Origin of the sequence: Bradyrhizobium sp. (genome assembly GCF_016219575.1) — a bacterium.
Classification (GTDB): domain Bacteria; phylum Pseudomonadota; class Alphaproteobacteria; order Rhizobiales; family Xanthobacteraceae; genus Bradyrhizobium.
The window spans coordinates 122583-134993 of sequence record NZ_JACRMG010000032.1 but is presented as its reverse complement, the minus strand read 5'-3'; the positions used below and the strand labels follow the sequence as shown (position 1 = coordinate 134993).

The 12411-nt window shown below is 65.0% G+C and carries 11 protein-coding genes and 1 pseudogene; 3 read left to right on the top strand and 9 right to left on the bottom strand.

The window, feature by feature from the left end; genetic code table 11:
* Positions 1 to 446: 446 nt before the first annotated feature.
* Both HZB49_RS25300 and HZB49_RS25295 read right to left on the bottom strand, forming a co-directional pair.
* Positions 447 to 1391: a ParB/RepB/Spo0J family partition protein gene (locus HZB49_RS25300; RefSeq protein ID WP_291616348.1), complete on the bottom strand. Its 945-nt coding sequence runs from the start codon at positions 1389 to 1391 to the stop codon at positions 447 to 449.
* Positions 1392 to 1411: 20 nt separating this feature from the next.
* Entirely contained in the window at positions 1412 to 3040 is a 1629-nt protein-coding gene (locus tag HZB49_RS25295; RefSeq protein WP_291616346.1) for a recombinase family protein, read from the bottom strand.
* A gap of 266 nt (positions 3041 to 3306) precedes the next feature.
* On the opposite strand from HZB49_RS25295, the pseudogene HZB49_RS25290 reads away from it, so the two are divergent.
* The 3 genes and pseudogenes from HZB49_RS25290 to HZB49_RS25280 form a co-directional block, all read left to right on the top strand.
* Positions 3307 to 4752, top strand: a pseudogene (locus tag HZB49_RS25290) (YifB family Mg chelatase-like AAA ATPase); the annotation flags it as partial.
* 95 nt (positions 4753 to 4847) lie between these two features.
* Complete coding sequence (locus tag HZB49_RS25285) at positions 4848 to 5315, top strand: hypothetical protein (protein ID WP_291616344.1); 468 nt, start codon at positions 4848 to 4850, stop codon at positions 5313 to 5315.
* Positions 5316 to 5444: 129 nt separating this feature from the next.
* On the top strand, positions 5445 to 7691 hold the full coding sequence (locus tag HZB49_RS25280; protein WP_291616343.1) for an ATP-binding protein: 2247 nt from the start codon (positions 5445 to 5447) through the stop codon (positions 7689 to 7691).
* A 3-nt stretch (positions 7692 to 7694) separates the two neighbouring features.
* Here the strand turns inward: HZB49_RS25280 and coaA are convergent, their stop codons facing one another.
* The 7 genes from coaA to hisB all read right to left on the bottom strand — a co-directional run bounded on the left by coaA (position 7695) and on the right by hisB (position 12398).
* Entirely contained in the window at positions 7695 to 8651 is a 957-nt protein-coding gene (gene coaA / locus HZB49_RS25275) for a type I pantothenate kinase (protein ID WP_291616342.1), read from the bottom strand.
* 18 nt (positions 8652 to 8669) lie between these two features.
* Positions 8670 to 8996, bottom strand: coding sequence for a phosphoribosyl-ATP diphosphatase (locus HZB49_RS25270; protein WP_291616341.1), 327 nt, complete (start codon positions 8994 to 8996; stop codon positions 8670 to 8672).
* An 81-nt stretch (positions 8997 to 9077) separates the two neighbouring features.
* Positions 9078 to 9854 carry an imidazole glycerol phosphate synthase subunit HisF gene (hisF, locus tag HZB49_RS25265; RefSeq protein ID WP_291616340.1) on the bottom strand — a complete coding sequence of 259 codons (777 nt, stop codon included), beginning with the start codon at positions 9852 to 9854 and terminating at the stop codon, positions 9078 to 9080.
* Between the two features lie 13 nt (positions 9855 to 9867).
* On the bottom strand, positions 9868 to 10617 hold the full coding sequence (hisA, locus tag HZB49_RS25260) for a 1-(5-phosphoribosyl)-5-[(5-phosphoribosylamino)methylideneamino]imidazole-4-carboxamide isomerase (RefSeq protein WP_291616338.1): 750 nt from the start codon (positions 10615 to 10617) through the stop codon (positions 9868 to 9870).
* The gene (gene hisH / locus HZB49_RS25255) at positions 10605 to 11255 is read right to left on the bottom strand and encodes an imidazole glycerol phosphate synthase subunit HisH (protein WP_291616337.1); all 651 of its coding nucleotides are present in this window, start codon (positions 11253 to 11255) and stop codon (positions 10605 to 10607) included. Before hisH ends, hisA begins: the two co-directional genes overlap by 13 nt.
* Positions 11252 to 11779, bottom strand: a complete 528-nt coding sequence (locus HZB49_RS25250) for a DUF2628 domain-containing protein (protein ID WP_291616336.1) — start codon at positions 11777 to 11779, stop codon at positions 11252 to 11254. The genes hisH and HZB49_RS25250 overlap by 4 nt, the downstream gene beginning before the upstream one ends.
* A 25-nt stretch (positions 11780 to 11804) precedes the next feature.
* Positions 11805 to 12398 carry an imidazoleglycerol-phosphate dehydratase HisB gene (hisB, locus tag HZB49_RS25245; RefSeq protein WP_291616335.1) on the bottom strand — a complete coding sequence of 198 codons (594 nt, stop codon included), beginning with the start codon at positions 12396 to 12398 and terminating at the stop codon, positions 11805 to 11807.
* Positions 12399 to 12411: the final 13 nt, after the last annotated feature.

The window sequence follows — 12411 nt, the reverse complement described above, 5'->3', positions numbered from 1 at the left end:
AATCGCGCCCCGGTAAGCGCTTTCGTGCCCGCAGATGATCGTCCGGCAGGACACCCGACTCGGTGATGCCGACCTTGCCTTGTACCACGGCGCGGTATGAGAACATGAGAAACGCGCCGGACTATCCCCATACTACGGTTCTGTGGATAAATGTTCCAGTTTCGTTCTATGTGGGGTGGGGATCATGGGGTCCCCTTCTGGCGGACCTACGGTTCTGGAAGCGCCCGGTTGGGCGGCTTCAAAAGCTCGGGGTTAAAGGCGGCGGCATCTGCTCATCTACACGTGGCGGCGTGCGCTTCGTTTACCCGCCTTGTTCCTTCTGGTAGCTAGTTTGAACCGACACACCTTTTAGTTGTCACATGAGCTTAAACTAATCCCCTACGGGCGTGTGCATCTGCACAGGTGTCCCGGCCGACATCTTAGGGTCCTAAATGCACACCCCAGGGTTAGTCTTGGCCTCCCATGGCCCCCATAGCCTCCAGAGCCTGCAGCCCCGCCTCGGCCTTCTCGTCTTGTTCGGTCTTCCGTATTTGCGCCTCCAATGCTGTGATCAGCTTCGGGCACATATCTCGGTCGTAGAGCCACAGGGCCCGCGCGGTCACCTCGGGATCATCGGAGAGCTTCGTGGTCATCCGGGTCACAAGGTTCTTGGCGAGCTTTGCGGCAGCGTCGTTGATGTCCCATTCCTTAGGCGTGAGGTCGAGACGCACGCGGTTCACATCGCTCCAAGTGTGTCTTGTTAAGTCTGCGCCGAACTTGTTGTGGAGTTTCTCTCCTAACAGCCGGTCCTCGGTCGATTGTTCCTTCTTGTTGTAGTTCTCGTGGCAACGCACGCACCTACGCATTTGGGCCACGGTGCCTTCTCCCGCGCCCGTCAACTGGACTACGGCCTGCTTGCTGGTCCGCCACGTATCCCCGTCCCAATCCAACAGCGTTCGTAGCCACGCTGCTTCGTGCTTGTCGCCTTGGTCTACTTCCAAGTGTGTCTTTTCGTTGCGGGCAAGGGCTGCGTCCATTGCCTCCCGCACGGTGCCAGCGAACCACTCACACTTGATCGCCGCCTTCCGTTTCTTCTTGAGATAGGCCGCTACGCGATGGTGTCCATCAACTACGACCCACTGGTCCCCGAGCCTCACCACCAGCACCGGGTCGAGTTCTCCTTTGCGTTCGATCCGCGTCGCCAGCTTGCCCACGTGCTTCGTGTCGAGTTCACGCGTGCCCCAACCTGGGCGTCGCGGCTGAAACAATTCAACGCGCGTCTTAATGTCCTGTGGCTTCACTTGCACGAACTCAGGGGCCCCGTTGGTCTGCGGTTTCTTCAGTTGCCGCTCCGCAAGTCTTAAGGCCTTCGCGGTGTCGCTGACGCGTATCTTGCCCAGTTGATGCTTCATCTCTATCGCTTCGTCGTGTCTCAGTTCTTCTCAGGAAACAAGGCTTGCATTGGTGGCGTGATATCCCCTTCTTCCCACGTTGTATGCCGCGTGACGCACAGGATGTCCTGTGGCTCTTCGGAATGATGCCACCTTACCCACAGCCTGCCCTGCACCGGGTCCATCACAATGCGCCGTATTGCGTCCCTGAGTGTCTTGTTTGTCTCTGTGACGGTTTCCTTGTTGCTCGCCAAAACGCGCTCCACCGCCTTCAGCCGGTCCTTCACGCTCGCGGTGGTCATCGTGTCCCGCTTGGCTCGCAGGGCCCGCAGTTCCTTCTGGTACTCCCGCAACTGCCGTTCCATCTCTCTGCGGCGCTGCGTTGCTGCTGGGCTCTTCTCGCGGGCCTCAATGTCCGCCAAATCGAACGTCCGCTGCTCCGCCTCATTGGCGTTCGCCTGTAGCTTCTCAATCTCACGCTCCAGCGCGGCCGTGCTCTTCCCTCGGGGCGCTTTGGTTGCCAGCCGTCGCGCGTTGGTACGCAAGGCCTCCTCAACCGTGTCATAGGGCACAGCCTGATACTCGCACTCGCCAGCGCGCATGTTGGCCCGTGAGCACAGCAGGTAGACGTATTCGCCCTTTGAGATGCGTGTGACCGCCCCGCCGCAGCCAGCACAGAACATGATGCCTGCGACAATCGACTTTTGTTGCCTATCGACGTTGCGTCCCCTTGGTGCCCTTGTGTCGAGCCTGCGGTTCACACGCCAATAGAGATCAGCATCCACGGCAGCCGGGAACATGTTCTCAATGGGGTCCATCGCTTCATCTCTGCGTGCCCGCGTGACGTCGTCGTATCGCGTGGTGTGCGGGATAAACGTGCCAATCGGTGCAGGGCTGCGGAGCACCTTGCGAATGTAACTCCCTCGCCAGTGATCCGCCTTCCGTCCGCCCTCGCGTCCCCAAGTGTTAACGCCGCGCTCATTGAGTTCCTGTGCGATGCGATCAATACCGTGCCCGTCGTCCACGCGTTCAAACATCTCACGGACCATCTTCGCGCGCTCGCGGATCAGTGTGTACTTCTGCGCCTTCGGGTCCCACGCAATCCAAGCTGGCGTTACTGTGGTGTAGGGCTTGCCCTCCAAGCCGTGCTCAATCAGGCGCTTCTTCTTTCGGGCTTTGGCGTCCCCAATAAGCTGCGACTTGCGTGCGCTCTCCCGGTTGGCCCGGATCAACTCTGCGGTGATCCTGTACATTGCTTCCGGCTCGCGCGTGAAGCGGTCCAGCGTGTAGAGTTCTTGATCGGTGAGAGTGACGATGTTGATGCCGCTGCTGATCAAGAGACTAAACAGACCCTGCGACGCAATGATGCCGTCGCGAGACATTCGGTCCATGTTCTCGATCAGCAGGTAGCTTCCCGGCGGGATGTAACCGTGCTCAACCGCATCAAGGAAACTGCGTAGCGCCCCTGTGCGCGCGTTCTTCCCTCTGAAAGCGGACACGCCTCGGTCGGTCATGTCCATCTCAGTGTCCAATACCAGCCCGTGGTCGGCGGCGTACTTGGCCGCCTTCTCGGTCTGACGCTGAAGGCTCGCCCCCGCCTCTTGCTGAGGCGTGGAGAAGCGAACGTAGGAATAGGCCCGGGCGGCCTCGGTGAGCACAGGGGCGTTCATGGGTCGTCCCCGGCTAGGCCGCAGCCCGTCGTGCCGCTAGGGGCTCAAGTACCTCGTGGACGTCTATGCCGCGTTTGTCGGCATGCCGGTCTACGGCTTCTTCCAGCCGCACCCCGAGCGCGGCCAGGTTCTGTGCCCAGCCAGCGACTGTCCAACCCAGCCTTGCGGTGGTCCGCAGAGCCCGTATGGTGATGAAGTTCCTCAGTTTCATTGCAGGTCTCCCGTGATGCCCACGTCCCTAGCGTGGTCATTCACACTCTGCAATGGCCATCGTCGGCCTGCCGGACAAGGCCGTGTCGGAAGCGCGCGAGCGGGTGCGCTCGGCGCTGATCGCCTCGGGGCTGGCGCTGCCGGCGCGGCGGATCATCGTCAACCTCGCACCGGCCGACCTGCCCAAGGAGGGCAGCCATTACGACCTGCCGATCGCGCTGGGCCTGATGGCGGCGATCGGCGCGATCCCGCCGGACGCGCTCACTGGCTTCACCGTGCTCGGCGAGCTCGGGCTCGACGGATCGATCGCGCCTGTCGCCGGCGTGCTGCCGGCCGCGATCGGCGCCAATGCCCGCGACGAGGGACTGATCTGCCCGGCGGCCTGCGGCTCGGAGGCGGCATGGGCGAGCCCGGACATCCAGATCGTCGCGGCGAAATCGCTGATCCAGATCGCCAACCACTTCAAGGGCACGCAGGTACTGTCGCGCCCGCAGCCGAAAGTGCACGAGATCGCCGAGACGCAGCTCGACCTGCGCGACATCAAGGGCCAGGAAAGCGCCAAGCGCGCGCTGGAGATCGCGGCCGCCGGCGGCCATCATTTGCTGATGATCGGCTCGCCCGGCGCGGGCAAGTCTATGCTGGCGGCGCGGCTGCCCTCGATCCTGCCGCCGCTGTCGCCGTCGGAACTGCTGGAAGTCTCGATGATCGCGTCCGTCGCCGGCGAAATCCGCGACGGCGCACTGACGGCGCGGCGGCCGTTCCGCAGCCCGCATCACTCCGCGAGCATGGCCGCGCTCACCGGCGGCGGCATGCGCGCCAGGCCCGGCGAGATTTCGCTCGCCCATCACGGCGTGCTGTTCCTCGACGAATTGCCGGAGTTCGATCCGCGCGTGCTGGATTCGCTGCGCCAGCCGCTGGAGAACGGCGAAGTCGCGGTGTCCCGCGCCAATCACCGCGTCACCTATCCGGCGCGCTTCATGCTGGTCGCGGCGATGAACCCATGCCGCTGCGGCCATGCCTATGAACCCGGCTATTCCTGCAAGCGCGGACGTGTCGACCGCTGCACGGCCGATTATCAGATGCGCATCTCCGGCCCGCTGATGGATCGCATCGACCTGCGCATCGAAGTGCCGGCGGTGACGGCGGCCGATCTCATCCTGCCGCCGCCGTCCGAAGGCTCCGCCGAAGTCGCCGCCCGAGTCGCGGCCGCGCGCGCCATCCAGCTAGCGCGCTATGCCGCGGCCGGCATGCCCACCGTCCGCACCAATGCCGAGGCGCCCGCATCGCTGCTCGAAACCATCGCGCAGCCGGATGCGACGGGCCAAAAACTCCTGCGCGACGCCGCCGAGACCATGCGTCTCACCGCGCGCGGCTATCACCGGGTGCTGCGGGTGGCGCGCACGCTTGCCGACCTCGACGCCGCCGACAAGGTCGGCCGTCTGCACCTGGCCGAAGCGCTGTCCTATCGTGCATTGGCCGACGATCTGCGCCGGGCGGCGTAGAACTACGCGGCGTCAACGCGGCGGTAACCACTCTTCTTTACACTCCACAAACCATAAGGCTCGCGCGTTTCGCGGGTCAGGCTAGCGGGTGTTCCATGTTGCGTTTCCGGATTCTGGCCTCGGTCGTTCCCCTGGCGGTCACCGCCTTCCTCGCGCGCGGCGAGCTGTTTGCCGACACGCGCCCCTGCATCGCGGTGGCCGACACCTCGGTGCAGCTGACCTCGGCGCCCTGGCAATCCGCCCTCCATGTCAGCTTCACCACCAATCCGGCCAAGGCGAGCGTGCGGGTGCAGATCATCGACAGCGCCGAAGCCGCCGACTTCGCCGTCATCGACGGTCCGGATTCGGCGGAAGGCGGCACCTGCCAGGGCAACCGGCCGCCGCAACTGGTGTCGATTTCGCGGAGCTTCTCCGCCTCCGATCCCGTCATCTACCTGACCCAGGACGGCCCGGCCGACTATCGGATCTTCGTGCAGTCGAAGACCTTCTCGATGCTCGATGCCGCAGCCCTGATCGTCGGCGCCCGCGGCGCACATCCTCGGGCCCAGTCCGCCTCGCTTTAACCTTTCATCAACCATGTTTGTATCGCGCCTGCGGTCGCGCTGCGGCCTCAAGCACTTTGCAACGGCCTGCGACGCATCGTGACGGCGCTGCAGCGGACGACGATCAAGAAAATTTCGGGGAATTCGGCGATGGGACGGACCTTCCGGATCAAGATGCACCTTCGCCGCTTCTCGCGCCGGCATCCGTGGCTTACCGCCGTCGCCCGCTCCTTCATGATCTTCTCCGCCGCGTTCGGCGGCGCCTATGGCTTCATCGCCGGCAGCACCTCGCCGGTTGCCGGCTATGATCCCCATGCTTTCGCGATCGGCGCGAGTTTCCTGTTCGCGCTGGCCTGCCTGTGGATCGTCACGCAGGGCATCCGCATCCGGCTGATGCGGCGCAAGGTGCGCAAGATCGCGATGCATAACGAGGCGATGGCCGACCGCAATTGGGAGCTGCAGGAATCCGAGGCGCGCGCCCGCAGCCTGTTCGAATCGCAGGGCGACCTGATCGTGCTGCGCGATGCGGAAGGCCGCATCACCTTCGCCAACGACGCCTATTGCGAACTGGCGCGAATGCCGCGCGAAAAGCTGATCGGCAGCACGGCGACGCTCGATGTCATCGAGCAGGGCGACACCGCGCTGGAGCCGAACGGCACCCGCGTCCACGACCAGCAGATCGGCACCAGCTTCGGTCCGCGCTGGATCGCCTGGCGCGAGGGTCTCGTGCGCAACGACGCCGGCGGCCCGGCCGAAATGCAGAGCGTCGGCCGCGACGTCACCGACCGCACCGAGAGCGAGCGGGCGCTGGCCGAGGCCCGCGATCTCGCGGACGCCGCCAACCGCGCCAAGTCCCGTTTCCTGGCAATGGCCTCCCACGAGATCCGCACACCCTTGAACGGCATCATCGGCATGAGCGGGCTCTTGCTCGACACGCCGCTGACGCCGGAACAGGCGACCTATGCGCGGGCGGTGAAGACCTCGGGCGACGCGCTGCTCGCGCTGATCGAGGAGCTGCTCGACTATTCCAAGATCGAGGCCGGCAAGATCGACCTCGAAGCGCGTCCCTTCGCGCTCGCCACGCTGATCGAGGACATCACCGAATTGCTGGCGCCGCGCGCGCAGGCCAAGCAGATCGAGATCGCCGCCTATGTCGATGACCGCCTGCCGAAGGACGTGGTCGGCGACGCCGCGCGGCTGCGCCAGGTGCTGCTCAATCTCGCCGGCAACGCCATCAAGTTCACGCAAGAGGGCGGCGTCGCGCTGATCGTCGAGCCCGGCATCTGGCCCAACGAGATCTCCTTCCTGGTGCGCGATACCGGCATCGGGATTGCGCCGGAAGCGCAGAGCCGCATCTTCCGCGAGTTCGAGCAGGCCAGTGACGGCATCGCACGCAGCTATGGCGGCACGGGTCTCGGCCTCTCCATCAGCGAACGCATCGTCCGCCGCATGGGCGGGCGGATCACGCTCGAGAGCAAACCCGGCGAAGGCTCGACCTTCGAAGTGTCGATCCCGCTCACCGCGGCCGACTGGAGCCTGCAGCCGGCATTCGCCGCGCCCGATCTCGCCGGCCAATCGGTCATGCTGGTGACGCCGTCCAGCATCGGCGCCTCGCTGACCGAACGGCGGTTGCAGCGCTGGGGCGGCCAGACCTGCCTGGTCTCGGACATCGAGGTGGCGGAAACCTTGCTGCCGGAACGCGCCTGGCACGCTGTGATGATCGATCACGCCTACGGCGCGGCAACCATCGCGAAATTCGGCGAGCGCGCCCGCGCCCACGCCAGCCACCGCATCGTCATGTTCACGCCGTCGACCCGGCAGGAGCTGCAGCTCGCGGTCGGCTCCGCCTTCACCGGGTATCTGGTCAAGCCGCTGCGATCAGCCTCGCTCGCCGCGCGGCTTGCCGCTCCGCCGGAAGTCGCCGCGCCCGACATTGCCGCCGAGGCTCCGGCGGAAGTTGCGGAGCAAGCCGCGCCGCCACCTTCAACGTCTGGCCTTTCCATCCTCGTCGCCGAGGACAACGAGATCAACGCGCTGTTGATGCGCTCGCTACTCGGCCGGCTCGGGCACCGCGCCGTCATCACCACCAATGGCGAAGAGGCGCTGGAATCCTGGCAGGCGGCGAAATCCGCCGGCACGCCCTATGATCTCGTATTGATGGATATCCAGATGCCGCGGCTCGACGGCATCGAGACCACCCGCCGCCTGCGCAGCCTCGAAGCGAGCGAGCCCGGCCGCCGCACGCCGATCCTCGCACTGACCGCCAACACGCTGGTGGAGGATCGCTATGCCTGCTTCGAGGCGGGCATGGACGGATTCTTGATCAAGCCGCTCGACCGGGAAAAACTGGTGGACGCCCTGGCGGGACTGGCCGCCGGCCACCACATCGCCGCCTGAAGATCAGAGTCGTCGCAGCGCCACCTGCTCGACGACGTGGTCGGCGCCCTTCTTGAGGATCAGCGTCGCCCGCGGCCGCGTCGGCAGGATGTTGTCCTCGAGGTTGGCGCGGTTGGTGCGCTCCCAGATCGCGATCGCGGTTGCGGTCGCCTCGTCGTCCGACAACACGGCGTAGCGGTGGAAGTAGGACCGCGGATCGGCGAACGCGGTGTCACGCAGCGCCAGGAAGCGCTTCACATACCATTCGCGCAGCACCGGTTCGTCGGCGTCGATATAGACCGAGAAATCGAAGAAGTCGGAGACGACAGGCACCGCCTGGCCGTCGCGCGGCAGCCGGCCCGTCTGCAGCACGTTGACGCCCTCGACGACGAGGATATCCGGCTGGTCGACCGTGACCCACTCGTTCGGCACGATATCGTAGGTGAGATGCGAGTAGACCGGCGCACGCACCGGGCGGCGCCCCGCCTTGATGTCGGAGAGGAACTGCAGCAGCGTCGGCAGATCGTAGCTTTCCGGAAAGCCCTTCTTCTGCATGATGCCCTGGCGTTCCAGAACCGCGTTGGGAAACAGGAAGCCGTCCGTCGTGACGAGTTCGACGTTGGGCCGCGGCGACCAGCGCGCCAGCAGCGCCTGCAGCACGCGCGCGGTGGTCGATTTGCCGACCGCGACCGAACCGGCGACGCCGATGATGTAGGGTACCTTGCGATCCCTGATGTTCAGGAACTGGCGCTGCGCCTGAAACAGCCGGGCCGTGGCATCGACGTAGATCGACAACAGGCGCGACAGCGGCAGATAAATGTCCTCAACTTCCTTGAGGTCGAGCCGGTCGTGCAGCGAGCGCAGCCGCTCGAATTCGCCCGGCTCCAGCGTCATCGGCGTATCGTCGCGCAGCCGCGCCCACTGATCCCTCGTGAAGATGCGGTAGGGATTATACTGTTGCTCTGGTGCCCGAATATCCATGGCAGCCGCCTCTTGGTCTCACCCTTCTCGCTTGCGCGAGGCCTTTTCTTCCAGTCCGGACATGCCGGTGCGCTGCGCCAGCGCCGCCTCGACGTCCTCGAGCTTTATGTCGCGCGCTTTCAGCAGCACCAGCAGATGAAACAGCAGGTCGGCGCTCTCGGCGATCAGTTGGCCGCGATCATTTTCGATCGCCGCGATCACGGTCTCGACCGCTTCCTCGCCCAGCTTCTTGGCGCAATGCTCCGCGCCTTTGTCGAGCAGCTTGCGGGTATAGGACACCTCCCCGCCGGATGCTGCGCGGGCATCGATGGTGGCGGCCAGGTCGTGAACCGTAAAACGCGACATCACTCAAACCAAATAAAGCGCCCGCGCCACTCGTCCCGGCGCCGTCTCGACGTCACTTAGCACTTTTGTGACCGGGAGTCGTCAGGGATCGAGCCGCATCGGCAGGCCCCGCTGCGACATGTGCTCCTTGGCCTGCCGGATGGTAAATTCCCCGAAGTGGAAGATCGACGCCGCCAGCACCGCGGTGGCGTGCCCCTCGCGGATACCGTCCACGAGGTGGTCGAGATTTCCGACGCCGCCGGATGCGATTACCGGTACGGGGACACTGTCGGCGATGGCCCGGGTCAGCGGCAGGTCAAAGCCCTGACGGGTGCCGTCGCAGTCCATCGACGTCAGCAGGATTTCGCCGGCGCCGAGCGAGACCACTTCCTGGGCATATTCGACCGCGTCGATGCCGGTGCCCTTGCGGCCGCCATGGGTGAAGATTTCCCAGCGGTCGGAGCCGCCGCCGCGGCTGACCCGCTTGGCGTCGATGGCGACGACGATGCACTGCTCGCCGAATTTTTCCGCGCCCTCCCTGACGAATTCCCGGCGGGCAACGGCGGCGCTATTGATCGAGACCTTGTCGGCCCCGGAGCGCAACAGCATGCGGATATCGTCGATGGTGCGCACGCCGCCGCCGACAGTCAGCGGCATGAAGCAGGCTTCCGCCGTCCGACGCACCACGTCCATCATGGTGCCGCGGTTCTCGTGGGTGGCGGTGATGTCGAGGAAGCAGAGTTCGTCGGCGCCGGCCGCGTCATAGGCGATCGCCGCTTCCACGGGATCGCCGGCATCGCGCAGGTCGACGAAATTGACGCCCTTGACCACCCGGCCGTCCTTGACGTCGAGACAGGGGATGACGCGAACCTTGAACATGGCTGTCTCTCTTCTAGGCGGCCGCGCGGGCGCTCTTGATCAGCGCCAGCGCTGCGGCGGGATCGAGCCGGCCGTCATACAGCGCGCGCCCGGCGATGGCACCGGCAAGCTTCCTGGCGCGCGGCGTCAGCATCGCTTTCACATCCTCGATCGAAGCAAGACCGCCCGACGCAATCACGGGAATGGAGATGCGATCGGCCAGCGCAATGGTCGCATCGAGATTGAGGCCCTTCAGCAGACCGTCGCGGGCGATGTCGGTGAAGATGATCGCGGCAACGCCGGCATCCTCGAAGCGCTGCGCGATTTCAAGCGCCGTCACCTGCGAGGTCTCGGCCCAGCCTTCGACCGCCACCTTGCCGTCGCGCGCGTCGAGCCCGACGGCAACACGGCCGGGAAATTTCTTCGCGGCCGCCTTGACGAAATCAGGGTCACGCACCGCTGCGGTGCCGATGATGACGCGCGCGACGCCCTTTTCCAGCCAGCCTTCGACCGTGCGCAGATCACGGATGCCGCCGCCAAGCTGTACCGGCATGGTGACGGCCTTCAGCATGGCCTCGACGGCCAGCGCATTGACAGGCTTGCCGGCAAAGGCGCCGTCGAGATCGACGATGTGCAGGTACTCGAACCCCTGCGCGGCGAAGGAGCGCGCCTGCGCCGACGGATCGAGATTGAACACGGTCGCGCGCGCCATGTCGCCCTGCTCGAGGCGCACGCACTGCCCGTTTTTCAGGTCAATCGCAGGAAAGAGAATCACGGCTTCCACTTCAGGAAATTGGAGATCAGCGCCAGCCCGAAGCGTTGGCTCTTCTCGGGGTGAAACTGGGTGCCGATGGCGGTGTCCCGGCCAACGATCGCGGTGACCGGCCCGCCATAATCGGCGCGCGCCAGCACATTCGCCTCGCTTGCGGCGTTGAGGTGATAGGAGTGCACGAAATAGGCGTGGCGGCCCTTCGGTCCCAGCGGCAGGCGCTCCAGCACCGGATGCTCCTGCACCATGTCGAGCGTATTCCAGCCCATGTGCGGGATCTTCAGATTCTCGTCGCGCGGCTGGATCTTCTCGACGTCGCCCTCGATCCAGTTGAAGCCGTCGGTGACGACATGCTCCTTGCCGCGCGTCGCCATCAACTGCATGCCGACGCAGATGCCGAAGAACGGGCGCGCCTTGTCGCGCACGGCTTCCGTCATCGCCTCGACCATGCCGTCGAGTGCGTCGAGGCCTCTCCGGCAATCGGCGAAGGCGCCGACGCCCGGCAGCACGATGCGGTCGGCGCGGAACACCGCGTCGGGATCGCGCGTCACCGAAATCTTCTGGGGATTTTCCGAGGCGCGCGTGGCGCGCTCGAACGCCTTGGCGGCGGAATGCAGATTCCCGGAGCCGTAATCGATGATGGCAACCGTCATCGCGATCCTCCTGGCTCTGGAAACAAACCGATGATGCCGCCTTGCGGGATCGGCGGCGGCTTCGAGAAGGGCTGGCCCGGAATGTGGCGGGTCGGCGGCGGCCCGCCGCGTTCGACCGAATAAGGATCGTTGTAAACGCGATGACGCGCGGTCCAGCGATCGAAGAAGCGCCGCTCGGCAGCCTCCTCGTCATCGGCAACGACAATATCGAGCTGGCGCCATTTGCGCCGCGACAGCGTCCAGCGGCGCAGGCTGGCCGCTTCAAAGCCGAGCAGCAGTGCCAGCACCACGTCAATCGCCAGGATGGTGCGCGCGCCGGCGCCGAGCCACGCGAGCCCGAAATTGACGGCCAGCATCACGACGATCGAGCCGATCAGCGCCAGCCACAGCCGATGCCAGCCAAGCCAGATCACGCCGGCGACTGCGGCCCAGAAATGGAAGCCGTCGCGCACGAAAGCGAACCTGTCGGTCGCCGTCAGGTCGGCGCCGTCAGTCACCGGGGCATGCACCGTATAGACCGGCATCGCACTCTCCGAAGCAGAAACTGGCTCAGCTGCCGAGCGAGCCCTTGGTGGATGGCACCTCGCCGGCCGCGCGCGGATCGATCGCGACGGCGGCGCGAAGGGCCCTCGCCAGACCCTTGAAACAGGATTCGGCGATATGATGGCTGTTCTCGCCATATAAGGTCTCGACGTGCAAAGTCACGCCGGCATTCATCGCAAAGGCGTTGAACCACTCGCGCACCAGCTCGGTGTCGAAGGCGCCGACCTTGTCACGGGGGAAATCGACCTTGAACACCAGCACCGGCCGCCCCGAAATGTCGATGACGACGCGCGACAGCGTCTCGTCCATAGGCATGTGGATCGAGGCATAGCGGGTGATGCCGGCCATGGAGCCGAGCGCCTGCTTGACCGCCTGGCCCAGCGCAATGCCGACGTCTTCGGTGGTGTGGTGATGATCGACGTGGAGGTCGCCATCGGCCTTGACCGTGATATCGATGCGCGAATGGCGGGCCAGCAGATCGAGCATATGGTCGAAGAAGCCGATCCCGGTCGAAACCCTGGACACACCGGTGCCGTCCAGATTGACCGCCACCTCAATGTCGGTCTCCTTGGTCTTGCGCTTGATGGTTGCCGTGCGCATGGAAAAAGCCGCT

What these genes read in the sequence shown, in the direction of transcription:
- HZB49_RS25250 (WP_291616336.1), bottom strand. Translation starts at nt 11,779, where the DNA reads ATGCCGGTCTATACGGTGCATGCCCCGGTGACTGACGGCGCCGACCTG.
- HZB49_RS25270 (WP_291616341.1), bottom strand. Translation starts at nt 8,996, where the DNA reads ATGTCGCGTTTTACGGTTCACGACCTGGCCGCCACCATCGATGCCCGC.
- coaA (WP_291616342.1), bottom strand. Translation starts at nt 8,651, where the DNA reads ATGGATATTCGGGCACCAGAGCAACAGTATAATCCCTACCGCATCTTC.
- HZB49_RS25280 (WP_291616343.1), top strand. Translation starts at nt 5,445, where the DNA reads ATGGGACGGACCTTCCGGATCAAGATGCACCTTCGCCGCTTCTCGCGC.
- hisB (WP_291616335.1), bottom strand. Translation starts at nt 12,398, where the DNA reads ATGCGCACGGCAACCATCAAGCGCAAGACCAAGGAGACCGACATTGAG.
- HZB49_RS25285 (WP_291616344.1), top strand. Translation starts at nt 4,848, where the DNA reads ATGTTGCGTTTCCGGATTCTGGCCTCGGTCGTTCCCCTGGCGGTCACC.
- HZB49_RS25295 (WP_291616346.1), bottom strand. Translation starts at nt 3,040, where the DNA reads ATGAACGCCCCTGTGCTCACCGAGGCCGCCCGGGCCTATTCCTACGTT.
- HZB49_RS25300 (WP_291616348.1), bottom strand. Translation starts at nt 1,391, where the DNA reads ATGAAGCATCAACTGGGCAAGATACGCGTCAGCGACACCGCGAAGGCC.
- hisF (WP_291616340.1), bottom strand. Translation starts at nt 9,854, where the DNA reads ATGTTCAAGGTTCGCGTCATCCCCTGTCTCGACGTCAAGGACGGCCGG.
- hisH (WP_291616337.1), bottom strand. Translation starts at nt 11,255, where the DNA reads ATGACGGTTGCCATCATCGATTACGGCTCCGGGAATCTGCATTCCGCC.